The following is a 15,451-nucleotide window of genomic DNA, read 5'->3' on the forward strand; positions in this document are numbered from 1 at the left end:
GCTTCCTTTCAATGTCCAGTGGTTTCGGCGACGACTTCGATAGGGCTCTCGTCCAGGCGACCCGCGACACCCTTGAGGCGTCCTCCGGCCCGCTCGACGGCGAAGAGGTAGTCCGCGACTTCGCGCGTGATCTCCTCTCCGAGACACAGGATGGCCTGGCCAGGGGGATATGCACCGATGGTCTGCGCAGCGACGCGGCCGACCGCTTCGGAAAGGAGCACTTGCTCCGCCGGCGCCATCAGGGCATCGCGAGGGTTCATGGCGCGCGGCGGGCGCAAAGACGGAACACGAAGATGATCGGCGTCGCGGCCACGTTCGGCGGTCTCGACCGCGTGCCGAAACAGATGCGCGAGCGCAACTGCCGACCCCGCGTGCTCGGGTCCGAAGAGCAACAGTACGGTGTCCCGTGTTGCCATCTCGATGTCATTGTCCGCCCCGCCCAAGGCCTGAAGGATCTGAAATCCGCTCACGCCCGTTTCGCGAACGTTGATCAGAACATGGCAGGGATCGCCGCAAATGCCGGAACCAAGGTGCTCGGCGCGAACCACCCGGCAGCCCTGGTAGTTGTCGACCAGCATTCGAAATTGGCTTGCCGAATTTGCGGCCGCTCGCCAAGCTTGGCCGCCGGCGTCCGAGCGCAGAGCTTCCAGTCCCACCTGGACCGAAGCCGGCAGGAAGTAAAGCGGGCTGGTGGTCATCAGACCGAGTTCGCCGGCCTGCCTGAAGTAACGCGCAAGAATCGGATCGTTGAAGTTTGCGACGCTCGATTGGGAGAGGCCGAGGCCCTTCTTGTGCAGCGAGACGACGCACGCATCGGCGCCACAGGCTATCGCAGACTGGGGAAATGTACCGCATTCCAGCAGTCCGTGCAGTGCGCCCCACGCAGCATCGACGATGAGAAATGCGCTCCGCCTCTTGCAGACGGCCGAAATTGCCCGAAGATCGGGGCAATAGCCGTCGTAAGTGGGCGACACGATCCAGACCGCATGCGCGCCGGTGGCGTGCAACCGTTCATCGACCTGGGTCGGGGATAGCGGAATAGTCACGTCGAGATCGGAATCGTATTCGCGATGAACGAACTCGACATCGAGTCCGGCGAGCGCGGCGGACCCCAGCGCGCTTGCATGCGAATTTCGATCAAGAACTACCTTCAAAGGCAGCTTCTCGAGCGCGAGCCGCCTCGCCAACGCGATCCCAAGCCGATTGTTCGCGACCGAACTTCCGGCTTCGACGAATTGCGATTCCGCCGCGCCGTATGCGGTCGCGAGAGCGACATTGACCTCGGCCAGTTTCCCGAGGAGCTTGGGATTGGACCCGCTATTGTCCAGGACGCTGAGGATGCCGAAGAAGTTCCTTTCGATGCGGCGCATGCAATCCATGTCGTGATCGGAAAGCGTGGCGAGCGCCGCCCATGACGGCGGATCGAGCAGCAACCGGTACGCTTCGCCAAAAACATCGGCGAGGCGCTCCGCGGGGGACGTCGACAGGAGAGACAGGTTCATTGTTCGTCCCCCTTCGCCAGCAGACTCTTCAGGGGGGTGCAGAATCGCGTTCTTCCGACCGACGTGAGAAGAACGGTGTAGATCGACGCCTCTCGATTAGGCGCGGGTGTCGTGACCGGTGAGACGCGGGCGGAAGAGCGGTGTTGCGAAATCATCGAAGTCTCCTTCCTGCTTGAAGCGAACGCAGGAAGGATGATGCACGCCGGAAGGACCGACTCCAGCCGATGCAGTTTCAGTACGATGATTTGCTAGGCCATACTCTCGGAGACGATTGGATCGCTCTGAATCGGTCTCGTGTCCTCGGGGTCCGCCAGGATTGCTTCCAACCGCTGCTTCAGGACATCGGCTTCGTAATGGAAGCGATGAAAATGGATCGCCTTCATGTGGTCCATGACGATATCGAGATCGCCAACAATATGACGCACCATATGGCGCATCTCCGCCGCATCGACATTCCGCAGCCTCAGAAGCCGCAGCCATATCTCGAAGTAGCGGAAGACCATTCCGCAAGGAAGGAACAACGCTTTACGCGAGCCGACCAACCATCGGAAGGACCCCAGGCTCTGCTCGGCGAGTTCCACCAGTTCGTCGACCAAGGGCGCTCCATCGGTGTCGTATCCTTGCTTCAAATCCCGAATGTGGTTCCAGAAGTCGTCCGTCGGCGGTGCCCCGGCTTCGTACCGCAAGGTCAGCAGGGCAGCCTCCAAAAGCGTCTTCGTGTGGAGGGTACAGAATTCCATCGACAGCTCGATGTTGGCTCCGGGCCTGAGACGTACAGACTCGGTGGGTTTCAACAACTCCATGGCGTTCAGGTATTGGCCCCTGGCGGCTGCCAGTCGCGCCTGATCCATCCGGACCCCGAGCCGGTCTGCTGCGTCGAACGCGCCTATCCTCCGAACGTTGAGCGCCAGCAGGTCCTGGGCCCTCTTCAACTCCTCGTCGTCGCCGCGGACAATAAGCGGCAGCGGCAAATTCAGGCCATTCGGCAATCTGAGGTCTGGCTGGTCCTTGATCCACTGCCGCCTTCGGCTGCAATCGACGTAGAAGGCGATGGACGCTCGGGCGCAACGCCCCCCCAGTATTCTGCCGACGCCGCTCTCATCTCCCAACTTGTCCGCCAACTTGGCTTCGGCTGCCAACACTTCATCGAACGCCTGACGCGCTCGGCTTGTCAGTCCCATCATGTGGTAGGCTTCGCCCAGTCGCGCCACGATCTTCGCCCGCGCGACCACCATCTCCGCGGTTACGTCTGGTTGGTCTTGAAACCTCCCGGCCAAAACCTTTGTTATCCGGTCGACAACCTCGTCATATGATTGTTCCTGCTCGCCTTCCGATCGCCGTCCGGCGCTGGGAGCCTCGAGAAGTCGTTCCCTCTCCGACTTCTCCCACGGTCTCATAGGCAACGATACGTCCGGATTTCCACCTCCGTACAGGCCGGCATCGATTTCGGCCCTCAGGATCCGAAATGCTTTGGTCGCGTCCGGACCGGCGGCGTCCGCATCCAGTATCTGCTCTGCCATTCTGCCCACCGTCCTCAGGAGGTCGAAGCGTTGTACCCGCAACGATGCCATGGCGATGCCGGTCAAAAGCGGCAGCAGCCTCTTGCCGGGAAAGGCCTTTTTAATCTGCCTATACAAGTCGTCGGACGGACGCTCGGAGTCTCCATCCTCTTCCCAATGAAGTCGCCTGTCGGCAAGCCTCAACCAAGGTCGAGATGGGTCGAAGAGAGGGAGCAAAAGCCTCAGTCGAAGGCTCGGATCGTCCAGCTCCGAAAGAAGACGGTAATCGGCGCCTTCCAGGTAGTCCGTGAACCATCGCTGGTACGCGTACCGCAACACGGTTATCGCGTCGGGTCTCGGAGCATCGCGGCGATCCAAGCTCGGTAAAATCCGAGCCTCGGATGACCACGTGCTCTCATCCTTGCGGTCGGTGGAGCAATCCTCCGGGTCGATGGAAGCGATCAGGGCGTCAAATGATTGCAAGTCGCGCGCCAAGGCGCTCCTGGCATTCGCGAAACCTCCGACGGTCTTGAAGGTGCGGGCTTGCTCGGCCGCCTCTCTCGCCACGAGCCACAGGCATTCACGTGCCATATCGTCGTCATGTTCGAACCAGGTCGACATGACATGTGTGCGCCAGCCTTGATCCATGAAGATCAGATCCTCCATGGTCGGCTTTCGCCAGCCATGCTGGCCGAGGTCGAGTTGTCTGGCGCCGATCTGGACGAAGTCGGAAAGGCGTTGCGCGACCTCTTGCACCTTTTGCTCGGTCGATAGCATTTCAATCCAGGGCACATCGCGTTGAGCCAGTGCTTTGGCCATTCGGACTACGACGCTGGTGCGGAGACCGTCGAAGCTCGAAGCGACAGCGCCGAGCAGAAAGCGCTCGTGAGGTTCGAGGAGATCCACCCAGACGATGTCCAGTATTTTCCAATCTTCGTTGTTCGCGAGGCTTCGCTCGACGCGCAGCCGGAAGCCTGACTGCTTACGACGGAGATGCGACAGCTTCTTCGCTATGTACGCGAGCTGGTATGTTATCCCGCTCACCTTGAACGACGAGGAGGACGTCTCATCGACTTCCGACGCTTCTCTCAAAAATTTTAGATCCCGGTTGATCAGCAATCGCCGGGGCAACCGGAACACCTCCGGCCGGATCCCCCGACGCGAAGCTTCTTCCTGCATCGGGCCGAACTTGTCATGATCGTGAGCGGTCAGGACGACCCGTGTCTCGTGATTTCCGGAAAGCAGATGGCTGACTATTTCCGCGACGCGATCGTGATGAAGGCTTCGCACCAATTCGTCGCTTTCCATCGGCGCGACGTCGGCCAAGATGACGCAAGCCGGCTGCCTTTTGCAAAGGCGCTGGACATGCTCCACCTTGGCGGCGACGGTCAAGCCCTCGTCGCCCTCGGGCGTTTTCACTGCGCTGGGATCTCCATTCCGGAAGAATTGGAAGACCTGGTCTACGAAATCGCCGGGCGCCAACTCGTCCAGCGCGAGCGCAAGCACGGGAATATGAGACCCGCTTTCCAGCTTCAATAGCTTTCCATTTCGGAATCTCTTGCACAGGTACCTGAGACTTGTCTTCTTGCCGGAGAGATGGGGGCCCGCGACAAGGATAAGCCTCGCTCCATCCAAACCGCGCAACTCATCATGTATTTGGTTCGCCATCTGCTCGAGCGGCGCCGGCGATGCGGCTTGAGGCTCGGCCGCGAATCCCGGCCCCAAGATGGAAGCGAACGGCGGCCTCGCCCGGTAGGTTTCGGGAGCCGCCGGCCGAAGGCTGCCCAGCACAAGTTCCAAGCAAGCCGACGGTGAGATGTGACGCTGCTTCAATACGTGGTCGATCGCAGCGCCTTCCCTGTCCCTGCTCCCGAATTCGCGGATGGCAATGCCAGTTGCGGCTTCGGCGACCGCCTCCCTCTCTTCCGCATCGGGCGTGATCGTGCCTCCACGGAGGTAGTTGTTGAACGTGATCGTATCCCAATCAGCGGTCACGACCTTCGTTGTCCCCTTGCCGGCGCCCTTCTGAGGAAGGGCTCCCTCCATCGCTACTACCAGCTCGTCGCAAAATGCAGTTCTCTTCTTCAGCTGCGGAATAACGAGTTCGAGGGCTCTTTCTATAATCAAGGTACGCTTGAAGGCCGAAAACGCGCCGGATAAGTGGTCATCCCGCCACCACTCCTCGTGCTCCTCGAAAGTTTCGCTTTCGAGTTTACGCAGCTCCTTGTCGAAGGATTCGACCTTCGGGTGCTTTCCCGGCTTTTTGTGACGCTTAGCGTACGCCATTCTGGCTCCCCAATTCTTAGGCTTTCAGACTCCGCTGGTTTCGTCACCGAAACAAGCCAATGCAGCGCGGATGCAGAATTATGCGGTCGCTCCCCGCCTGTCGGGAGTGAATCCGGTCGGCATGCGAGCGCGACGGGAGACAAAACCTATTTCTTCGGTCGCAATCCGGGTGGACGGTGTCCAAGTAGTTCTGGCAGGTGGCTCCTGCGATATTTCGTTTCGGTCGCTCATGGATTTCGAGTTTCCGCGGCTTCCATATGCCGAGACCGAAACAGGCCCCCGAACACCGCAGGCCGGCGGATGCTGAAAACGCCTCGTTGCAATCCGTCCCGCGCAATGCGCAAGTGCAGCGACCACGGAATTCAGCCAGTAGGTGGATCAGATAGGGCGCAAGGTATTCCGGTGGGACGATCGCCGTCTTGAACGCAAAACGACGAGTTGTCGCCGGGGGCCGCGGGCGCTGTCGATTGACCAGCCATTTTGGCCTCGGGCGCGGATGTGTCGATCGGTCTGGCACGAATAGGGTCTCCTAACCTCCGACGCCCAGGTCGAGGCCTAGTTATTCGGGTGTCTGGCGGAAGGCTTGATCCTGCGCCGGCAAGCGATCAGGGGAATGCCTTCGAATAGGTCGAACCTAGGCCTAGTACCGCGCCGCGCTCTCGATCGGAAATATCCGAGCAGCATTGCTCGTCTTTTCGGGCACTAGAGCCATGACGTTCTGCAGGTTCTCAATTTTGTTGTCAGGTGGAGGAAGACTCGCCGGAAGTTCTCTGCTGGACGTCAGAACCTTCCTGTCTCCATTTGACTGATACTGCAGCTTGCCTTCGTAGACCTTCGCCAAATATCGACGTGTCCCTGCAGGTAACTCCCAATATATCTTGTAGTATCCATTATCCGTCGTTGCTACGAGGGTTCCCGATTTTTGCTGCTTATCGAAAGCCACCCGCTCTATGAAGCCTCGTTTCGTGGGATTTTCCGCGATGGTCGCCAACAGATGATACTGGGCGGAAGTAATTCCGTCATATCCCTCGACAAGATGGAAAATTGACTGCGCCAGTACGATGCCGACGACGAGGCTGCAGATGCCGCCCATGACGAGGCCCGACCACGCTCTTGTAGATGGCAGACCCGTTGCGAGAAGCCAGGTCAACAGCAAGGTGCACGCTACGATACCTAGGACGATAACCGCTACGGCGGGCATCTTGTCCCTGAGCAATCCGAACAGGATTACGTCGCTTTTACTCGTGAACGCGAGACCGACCAACATCATTAGGAGAAACACGAGAATGGGCGCGGTATAGCGCGTCGCTGTCATCACGGGCTGCTGCGGTCGTGGAGGCGGCTGCTTGGGTTCGCTCGCAGCGTCTTTGATCGCATGGCCGAACACATCGTCGAACCAACGAACCGGAGGATCCGCCACTTCGATCATCGCCGCACACATCGCGCACGTCTCTATGTGAGACGCACGATCGTCCGTGAGATCGCCCGTGAAGAACCGATCGACCTCACTTGGATCGAGACACGTCGGGGTGGGGTATTGCGATTCGCGCGCTACTTTATGATCATGCTCTCGAAGCTGATCAAGTCGCAGGTTCAGCCGCTTGGCGCGGGCCGTGAGGACGGCTTCCATGCGGGTTTTTCCTTCGGGACGCACCAAGGCGTCCGGTTCGGCTTCTTCGATTCTCGTCATAGGGACTGCTCCAACCGGTACTTAGAGAAACCACTTGGAGCGCCGGTTTATTACAGCATTCCACAAAATTAAATTACTTCACGATTTCAATAGCTTATCTAGCTTGCGGCGAAGTCGATGCACCCTCACGGCAGTGGCGGAATATGCGAGCCCGAGTTCGCCCGCTATTTCGCGAATTGTGAGGCCGACTACGAGGCGCTTCAAGATTTCGTTCTCGTCCTTCGAAAGATCCTCTTGGGCAAGGCCCATCACTTCTTCGAATAGCAGACGTTGATCGGCCGGATTGAGTTGGACCCATTCATCGGCCCTTCCAAATTTCGACACGGCCTCCTGGACACGGTCCGAATGTTGATTTTTTCGGGCGATGTCGTTCGCCACATTCACTGTCATCCGCCATACGTACGCCTTGAACTCTTCTGGCTCGTTGATTTCGACGAACGGCTTCATCTTCAGAAGTCGCAGAAAGACCTCCTGTGCCGCATCTTCCGCCGCGGTCCTGTCCCTAAGACGTCGCCAGGCTATCGCGGTGACGAATGGCCACAACCGGTCGTAGACGGAGCGCCATGCGGTCTCGTCGGCAGGCTGTGCCGCCAGCCGTTTGAGACCTTGTGAAAGAACCTCTTCCCTTCGATCAGAGCTCATTTTCGCCGACGATCTGTTCGATATAGGAGGCGATCGCAATGTGCGGATGAAGGGAGCGGGCTACTCGTTCGTTCAGCGGGTTGTTTTGGGAAAAATGCTCCCTGTCCGCGTCCGACACCATATTGTGCAAACCGAATTTTACCTGTTCCGCCAGCGTCGAGACCAATGGTGCAGTTGGCTTCCACCGCAGATGCTTGACCCGGGCGGCAATCTCACTTCTTACGTAAGCCTCCAGGGTGCGGCCGCCGGTCCAGGAGTAGGTGCGCTCCCATATCGCATCGATCAACAGCTCTGCTTCGCGATAAAGCCCGTTCGCGTGATGCTGGGCTGCTAGGTCACAATCGTCGACGAACGAAATGAACTCCTCCACTTCCAAATTCCAAAGGAAGGGAAGCCACAACGAACGCGCATGATTCCGGGTCAAGAACTGGTCGCGATGCCCGAAGTTGCGCAGACGAACGTTATGGACGACGGCTTGATTTTCAGCGGTGCATCGTGTGCACGTTTCCATGGGCCCCTGAACGGAGTGCACGTCTGCGCCTTCAAGAAATCCGCGGTTTCCCGCGGTTCCCACATCTCGGACGAATAGTCGTATGAGTCCGATTGCCCGGACCACGTTGTCCGATAGTCCACACTCACTGCGAACCTTGCGGATACTGCTTTTTCGTTCCCTCAGGATGCTCGACCAAGGGAATGAACGCGGCAGTATCGCGCCAACCAGAACAACGTTCTCGACTCGAAAGTCCGGAAACTTGTCGAGCGTTCGTCCAATGAGATATGAGCCGAAACTGTGGGCGATGACGTGGGGCCGGCGCAATGCCCTGACGTGGACGTCAGCCCTGAGTTCCTCTGCGGTAGCAGATCGCTTCATATATGAGTAAAGGAAGCCGGATGCCACTACTCCCGCTACGGCGGCTACCGCCCAGAAGCTTAGGGCGATCGCATGGAGGGAAAGAGGCCAGCTGAGTTTGACGAGGCCGACTTTGAATATACCTACGCTCAGGATCGCGATCACGAGGGCAATCACCGGCGACCAAGGGTAGATTACAGCCCTCACCACGCCGTACTTACCTTCGTACCCGCCATATTTGTACGGATGACAGTCGAAGTGCGGTGTCATCAATATTTGCAATTCGCGCTGCCAAACACCGTCCGAATTCGCGCCGTGCACGGTAAGCAACGCCGGTTTCCGCCGAACATTCCGATCGTCCGGCGGCTTCTCTTCTGTCATGTGAAGCCCCCACAGCCGCTCCTACCCCGATGAATGAGGGATCGCTGGGGGTGTGTCGCCTAGGGAATCTACGAGGTCCAACAGTTGCTTCGAACCGGAGACGAGAGGCGATGTGTCGCTTGCTCCCGATTTGAGGGTCCAATCGATGCTCGGCGGATGGCGTGGCGACGCACCCCTCTTTTCCCACCTGCGACGGCTGCGGACCCGGCTGCGAAGGCGGTGAAGCCGAAGGGAAGAAAGGGCTCGGACGGAGGCGGCACCGGTGATGGCGCCAGCGCTTGCAACATTGTCGAACGAACAGAAGTCAATTCTCCGGATCGCGGATGGACTTGAGGCAGCCAGTAGCGTTGCAGCGAGAGCGGGTACTGTTGACTTCATATCCGAATTGCCTGTGCCGGAAGCGGCGGCGGCAAACCATTTTCTCCACCTCGGAAGACTTTCTGCCGGTCGCAGTTACCCATCAGGAGTCGGATACCGCTGAAGAGCAGCATCAGGCCGAGGCCGAATACCGGAATGGTGAGGATCCCGTAGGCGATCCTGAAGAAGCCGGTCTGCGATCAGATATTGTGGCGGTCGACGACGGCGAGTCCGTCGGCTCTCAATCCCCAAAGTTGGCACCTCAATGTGTTGTTGCTGTTGAACAAGCAGTCCACGTAAAAATGTCCGCTTTGCCCGAGTTCGAGGACAGCGCCGATGTCGTTGCAGACGGCAACCTTCTCGATCAACGTTCGCCGCCCCGAAACGTCGGTTATCGCGATTATTGTCGAAAACGTTTTGACCCAGCGCCGTCACCGTACCTTCAACCTCGAACAGATTCATGCTGATCCTCCTGCTGAACCGCCCGAACTTAGCGGTTTGCGGGTAAATATATGATAAATCACATAGACCAGAATCGACGTATTGCCCGACCGTGCCCCTATGGCACGGTCGGGATTCGAAGAGAGATTTCCAACGCGGGATTCGGTAGCCACCAAGGCTCTGGCTGCGAACGTCCGGCGGATCAGGAAGGAAAAAGGATGGACGCAGGACGTCCTGGCCGCCGAGATCGACGTCGAGCAGGGCTTCATCAGTCGAATCGAGAATGGGCGCGCGAACCCCACTCTTCTTGTTCTCGAAACGCTCGCGACGACGCTGGAAGTGCGGGTCGAACAGCTGTTCGAGGTTCAAGCGAAGTCGAGACGCGCCAAGGATCGTTAGGGAGGCATCTCAATGGCTAACAGGATGGCAAAGCTATCGATGGTTGCGGCCGGCTTGGCCGCATGTGGAGCAACATACGCTCAGCAGCCCTCGCCCGAGATCGCGCGCTTCACATTCCGTCAGATGTCCCCCAAGAAGGAGCTGAAGCACTTCGCTTTCGAGGTCCGCGGCAAAGCGGGGATCGACGAGTTGCGGGCCGCACTTGCCAACCCGTCGAACGCCAAACGTCACGTTTCCGGTGTCATCGATCAGCACAAGGCGACCTATAATCCAGAATGGTCGTTCCATCTCATCCCCGAGACGGTTCGCCTGTTCGAGATGCAGATTGAAGTTTGCGATGCCAACGTCACCTACGTCGAAGAGCATCTCGACGAGGTAGGCGGAAGCTTCCTGCCCAAATCGTTCTGGTGCCCCTGGTCTTCGGAGTTAGAGTCCGAGATCCCCGTCCGCCCTTGATCCACCTGGCGTAGCGACGTCGACGGCTTGGCTATCGTCTCACTTCGGTCGTGCACTGCGCATTGCTGCCATGCCTCCCAACACTGACACCAGGAGATCGGCGTCCTCTGGAGTGCCGTCCCACACCGCAAGCGCACTTTCCATGATGCGCTTCTTGGCAAACTCGTCCTCGCGCGAAGGAACGAAAAATCGCATGGGATCAATTCCCAGATGTATGCAAATTTGCATTACATTATGGCTTACGCCTTTGAAGTCGCCAGCCAGCACCCTGCTGATTTGGCTTTGATCAACCCCGCAAGATTGCGCAAACTGCGTGGTTACCAGCTTTCTAGCCTCCATCCGGGCTTGTATCTCTCCCACGAGCGCCCGCTTCGATTCGCTTGCTAATTTCATGCAAATTTGCATAAATTGGAATATACGATTTTGCAACCTTGTTCAAAGAGGCGTGTGTGGCAGACGCGGTCGATGGAACAACACCGGATTTCCGGGTTATAGTCGGAGGGCTTTATGGCGTGGGAAGCGAATAAGGTGATTGCTGTCAGGATAGATGTTGGACCGTCGATCATGCTCCAAAGCGGAGCATGGTTCGATTTCGCTGCGCCGCACGCCAGCCCCTTCACCATCGAGGACATCGCGCACGGGCTTGCGCACATCTGCCGGTATTCGGGACAGTGCAATGGCTTCTATTCGGTTGCGGAACACAGCCTGTTGGTGAGCGAGACGGCCACCGGCTTTGAGTTGGAAGCATTGATGCACGACGCGGCGGAGGCCTTTCTCGGCGACATCACGCGGCCGCTGAAGCAGATGCTTCCCGAGTACAAACGGATCGAAGGCGAGGTGGAGCGAGCGATCTTCTCCCGGTTCGGCATTCAGACACCAATACCTCGCGAGGTGAAGCAGGCCGACCTGCGCGTGCTCGCCGCCGAACAGCGCCAGATCATGCCTCGAGGAACGGACGACTGGCTGCGTGGACAGGATGTCGTCCCGGCCCCGATCGTCGTCCGCAATTTGCCCCCGGTAGAGGCGAAACGGGCTTGGCTCGAGCGCTACGAGGCGCTGTATCCCTTGCGTTCGAGAGTCAATAGCCTTCGATCCGCCCGGTGAAATGCGGTGATATCCGCGCAGCGCGCTGGACGTAGCGGGCGCCCGCCTGTAGCACCCGCGTTAGTTTAGTTCTCGATCATGTTCGCGACGAGGTCTTACAATGTCGCTCAGAAAAGACCAATCGCTCGATGAACTCGCGAGGATCGGCAACGTTGCACAGTTCATAAGTTATTCGCCCGGCGGGACGCTTCCTCTACAGCAGTACTGCCGTGTCGCGGGTTACGAGCCGAACCATTCGTTCGATTCCGTTCGTGGGGGACTGGTCAGTCTCATCGAACGCAGCCCTGAAGGCACAATCAACCTCCGCAGCTTCACTCCGGATAGTCCGCGCAGCAGGGATTTCCACTACGGCCTGGCGAATGTCGACGAAGCGCAATCCCTCCTCGCTCGGATGTCGGCGGAAGGCTTGTTCGTCATCGCGAACGAGACGGTGGACATTTCCGATGGCGGCGTTTCGGGCGTAATCCAAGGAGGGGTCGCGGAATTCGCTCCGGACGACACTCCGCGATGCGTCGAGAAGGAAGGCACCGCGTCCATGCCGTCCGACCTGGCGCGAGCGGTCATCCGCATCGTATTCGGCTTCGAACCCGAAACGGTGGCGGCCGATCGGGGCCGCTTGGAGTTCAGCATCCATCCGAAACCCCGCGGCTGGCGCCGGACGCATACCCTGATGTGGGAATACGAAGGCACGGAATCGGCGCCGGCGCGACCAGCCATGAAGTGGCCGAACAGGTTCAGCCAGCACATCGGCGACAAGACGTTCGGGCTTCTCGTTGCCCACGCGATAGGTTTGCCCGTCCCTCGCACGACCTGCTTCGCGAGAAGGGTCGCGCCCTTCACGTTCGGCCAGGATACCGCATCTCGCGAGGTATGGACCCGAACGTGTCCGAGAGAGCAGGAACCGGGCCGTTACACGACCGTCAAAGGCTGGACCGATCCTTTCAAGCTACTTGCGATCGAGGATCCGCAAGGCACCGCCATCCCGGCGGTACTCTGCCAAGCCGCCGTCCCGGCGACCTATTCGGGTGCCGCGATCACGGACGCTAACGGTCAAGTGGTCATCGAGGGTACCGCCGGCGAAGGCGACCATTTCATGCTCGGTCGCAAGGTACCGGAGAAAATTCCGACTTCTATTTCTGCCGACGTCCACGGACTCTACGAACACGCGAAGGCGGCTCTGGGTCCCGTACGGTTCGAGTGGGTTCACGACGGCTCTCGAGCGTGGATCGTCCAGTTACACAAAGGCGCGACGGACAGTGCAGCATCCACCATCGTGCCGGGCGACGCCCACCGTTGGGAGGTCTTCAAAGTTTCAAGGGGATTGGAAGCCTTGCGCGGCTTCCTCGATCAGCTTCCGGGCGACGTCGGGGTCCGCATCGAGGGTGAAATCGGACTTACCAGCCACATCGCCGACCTGCTGCGAAAGGCACGGCGGCCGGCTCGGATCGACAACCCCGCGCTAACGCGCTGAATTCAGGGACCGTCTGCGGAATTCGTTCCCTTCCGGCGCCAAAGCTCGGTGTGCTTGCCATTGTGGATCGAATGCACAGCTATCGCGTGATCCCTGATGTCGGACACGCCTCCGAGAACGGTGAGTTCGACGATCGTATTTTGGAGCGTCCGCGTTTTCCGCCTTTTCTCGAACGGGAAGTCCGATATCGGGAGAAATGTATCGAGTCCCCGGGGTGCCGGATTGTAAATAGTGGCGCCACTGTTGATCGGGCTCAATCTGACGCGCTCCCGGTTGGCGCCGACCAGGCTCGCCGTGTCCAGCGTCAAGACGGTCTGCGGTCGGTCCCGGTAGGCTCTTGCGTCCAGCAACCCTCTGAGCCTTTCCTTCGAGAGCCAGAAGAAGACGCGTGAATTGAGCGTCTTAAACCATTCCGCCGGCGTGGTGCCGTCGGTCAGGCATTTTTCGAGAGCGGATGCCGTCATCGGCTTCTGGTCGCGTACGATCGCATGCGGCAACCCATCGGACGCGATCAGGACCGATTCCGGCCGTCTTGCAGCTTCGAGTTCGCGCCGAGCTTTGCCGGTGTATCCGTAGAGATCTAGCAGCGACGACGTCGAAAGGAGACCGTGCTTGCGGATCGAATCCCAACTGCCGTCCTCGGCCATGTGCCATAGACGCGGATAATGGCGGAGCAGATCTTCTTCCTTCAACGCCAGTTCCTCCGGTCGATGACGCCAAAGCGTTCGAAGCGAGTCGAAATCAGCGACACGGGGGCGTTGGCGACGCGTTCGACGTCGGCGACGAAGGCCCTGGTTTCGTCCGTGAGCTGCTCGAAGCGCCGAGCCTGGCGATTTTCGACGCTGATGTAGTCGGAGAACGACAGCGCGATGTCGGTCGCGCCGTTCATGACGGCAGAGCGTCTAAGCTGCTCCCAATCGAATTCGGCTACCCTCCTGGGGTTGCCCGACACCGATCCGATCTCCTTTTCCTTGAGCTCTGCGGCCGGGATGCCGGAACGGTCGGCGATCTTGTCGAAGTCGATCACGATGCCCATCGGCCCCGAAGCGCCGCCGACACGGATGGGATATCTCCTGACCACCATGACGATCCTTCGCACCCGTGTGGGCGCCACGCCGGCATCCGCCAGACAACCCGATGCGGTCGTCTCTCGCGCCGTCACATGCGGATAATGTCCGTGATGCAGGCTCAATCCCGTTCCCTGCGTGCCCTCGATCATGATCCGCGTTCCGTTTGCATAGGCATTCTCCAGCTCGCGCTGCACGGGCTTCACGTAGGGAGCCAAGTCAGTTTGATTTTTGGCGAGCCGGACCTTTGGCCCCAGCATCGGACTGTCGCTGCGATTCAGAATCTTGCGCGCGAGTGCTGCACCGGCGCCCTGCTTGGTCGAGCCGATCGACCCCAAGCCACCGTCCTGACCTTCGAATTCCCTGTCCCAGTCCTCGATCACCATCGCCTGCTCGTCGATGACCAGCCGATCGGGCGTCAGACCGCACTCCTTGATCTCCTTCAATATTCGTTCAGGATGGATCGTAGAACCTGCGGCGATTAATATCTTCGCCCTGTCGTTTGACTGCGTACCTGACGGAAGTTGTCGATAGTTGTACGGCGGAAAAGCCACCTGATGACCGGCATTTGGCCCGCCGACACGGACCATAACGCCGTATCCCTTGGCAATGTGGGCGCAAACGTGCCCCTTGCCCTCGCTGCCATATTGACCACTGATGATCACATCGACCAGCGGTTCAGCGACCGACGGGAAAAGACCCAATCCCACGACCGCGCGCGCCAGCAATGATGACGGCTCGCACCTCCAGTTTTCCACGACGCGATCTGCGATGCGGCCGAGAAGCCAGACCCCGCTTTCGGTGGAATCGGCCCGAACCTGATCGTATTCCATGCCGGTGTCGGCGACCGAACCGCGATCTTCGTAGCGCTGCTTGATAACCTCGTATGGCGCGGTCACATGCATATGCACGAATTTCTCGCCGAACGTTTCTCTCAAGTGTTTGACCTGGTCGGCGATCCTGACGGAGTCGACGAGGACGATCTCCTTTTCGCCGTGCACACCGAGATGGTCGACCACGCCGTCACGAACCCATGTGCCGCCGGTCTGGACGTCCAGGCGCTTGCCGGCCTCAATCAGTTCAGAGCGCTCGTTTTTGGTCCCGGCATCGATAAGCAAGGTGCGCGTCGAGATCCGATAGGCACCGAAACGCCGTTCCAATTCGCCTGCAAGCGCCGACTTACCGACCGCAACCGGCCCGGATATCGCGATGACGTATCTCACAAGACCTCCTCCCTCGTCGTGGCGACGAGGACGAATCCCGACTTTTCATCTCAAGCTGATTAACGGGCGGGCAGTACCTGACA

Annotated in this window: 13 protein-coding genes; 5 read left to right on the forward strand and 8 right to left on the reverse strand. The window is 59.1% G+C overall.

Annotation, left to right across the window (positions count from 1 at the left end; genetic code table 11):
* Nucleotides 1–8: 8 nt before the first annotated feature.
* The 5 genes from ABIB80_RS33785 to ABIB80_RS33805 form a co-directional block, all read right to left on the reverse strand.
* A complete protein-coding gene (locus tag ABIB80_RS33785; protein ID WP_354129036.1) occupies nt 9–1,433 on the reverse strand; it encodes an Orn/Lys/Arg family decarboxylase in 1,425 nt (474 codons plus the stop codon).
* 317 nt (nt 1,434–1,750) lie between these two features.
* A complete protein-coding gene (locus ABIB80_RS33790; protein WP_354129037.1) occupies nt 1,751–5,287 on the reverse strand; it encodes a hypothetical protein in 3,537 nt (1,178 codons plus the stop codon).
* 640 nt (nt 5,288–5,927) lie between these two features.
* Nucleotides 5,928–6,977, reverse strand: coding sequence for a hypothetical protein (locus ABIB80_RS33795; protein ID WP_354129038.1), 1,050 nt, complete (start codon nt 6,975–6,977; stop codon nt 5,928–5,930).
* A 78-nt stretch (nt 6,978–7,055) separates the two neighbouring features.
* Nucleotides 7,056–7,619: an RNA polymerase sigma factor gene (locus tag ABIB80_RS33800; protein WP_354129039.1), complete on the reverse strand. Its 564-nt coding sequence runs from the start codon at nt 7,617–7,619 to the stop codon at nt 7,056–7,058.
* The gene (locus tag ABIB80_RS33805) at nt 7,609–8,850 is read right to left on the reverse strand and encodes a hypothetical protein (protein WP_354129040.1); all 1,242 of its coding nucleotides are present in this window, start codon (nt 8,848–8,850) and stop codon (nt 7,609–7,611) included. Before ABIB80_RS33805 ends, ABIB80_RS33800 begins: the two co-directional genes overlap by 11 nt.
* Before the next feature lie 368 nt (nt 8,851–9,218).
* On the opposite strand from ABIB80_RS33805, the gene ABIB80_RS33810 reads away from it, so the two are divergent.
* The 3 genes from ABIB80_RS33810 to ABIB80_RS33820 all read left to right on the forward strand — a co-directional run bounded on the left by ABIB80_RS33810 (nt 9,219) and on the right by ABIB80_RS33820 (nt 10,503).
* Nucleotides 9,219–9,674: a hypothetical protein gene (locus tag ABIB80_RS33810; RefSeq protein ID WP_354129041.1), complete on the forward strand. Its 456-nt coding sequence runs from the start codon at nt 9,219–9,221 to the stop codon at nt 9,672–9,674.
* 76 nt (nt 9,675–9,750) lie between these two features.
* On the forward strand, nt 9,751–10,047 hold the full coding sequence (locus ABIB80_RS33815; RefSeq protein ID WP_354129042.1) for a helix-turn-helix domain-containing protein: 297 nt from the start codon (nt 9,751–9,753) through the stop codon (nt 10,045–10,047).
* Nucleotides 10,048–10,086: 39 nt separating this feature from the next.
* On the forward strand, nt 10,087–10,503 hold the full coding sequence (locus ABIB80_RS33820; protein WP_279682333.1) for a BP74-related protein: 417 nt from the start codon (nt 10,087–10,089) through the stop codon (nt 10,501–10,503).
* 39 nt (nt 10,504–10,542) lie between these two features.
* Here the strand turns inward: ABIB80_RS33820 and ABIB80_RS33825 are convergent, their stop codons facing one another.
* Nucleotides 10,543–10,896, reverse strand: coding sequence for a helix-turn-helix domain-containing protein (locus ABIB80_RS33825; protein ID WP_354129043.1), 354 nt, complete (start codon nt 10,894–10,896; stop codon nt 10,543–10,545).
* Nucleotides 10,897–11,010: 114 nt separating this feature from the next.
* Between ABIB80_RS33825 and ABIB80_RS33830 the strand changes: the two genes are divergently transcribed.
* The gene (locus tag ABIB80_RS33830) at nt 11,011–11,607 is read left to right on the forward strand and encodes an HD domain-containing protein (protein WP_279682330.1); all 597 of its coding nucleotides are present in this window, start codon (nt 11,011–11,013) and stop codon (nt 11,605–11,607) included.
* Between the two features lie 100 nt (nt 11,608–11,707).
* A complete protein-coding gene (locus ABIB80_RS33835; RefSeq protein WP_279682328.1) occupies nt 11,708–13,078 on the forward strand; it encodes a hypothetical protein in 1,371 nt (456 codons plus the stop codon).
* A 2-nt stretch (nt 13,079–13,080) separates the two neighbouring features.
* On the opposite strand, the gene ABIB80_RS33840 is transcribed toward ABIB80_RS33835, so the two are convergent.
* A complete protein-coding gene (locus ABIB80_RS33840) occupies nt 13,081–13,770 on the reverse strand; it encodes a DUF7002 family protein (RefSeq protein ID WP_502918759.1) in 690 nt (229 codons plus the stop codon).
* Entirely contained in the window at nt 13,767–15,368 is a 1,602-nt protein-coding gene (locus ABIB80_RS33845; protein WP_354129045.1) for an adenylosuccinate synthetase, read from the reverse strand. Before ABIB80_RS33845 ends, ABIB80_RS33840 begins: the two co-directional genes overlap by 4 nt.
* Between the last annotated feature and the right edge of the window lie 83 nt (nt 15,369–15,451).

It is taken from the genome of Bradyrhizobium sp. i1.15.2, assembly GCF_040548425.1.
Taxonomy (GTDB): Bacteria; Pseudomonadota; Alphaproteobacteria; order Rhizobiales; family Xanthobacteraceae; genus Bradyrhizobium; species Bradyrhizobium canariense.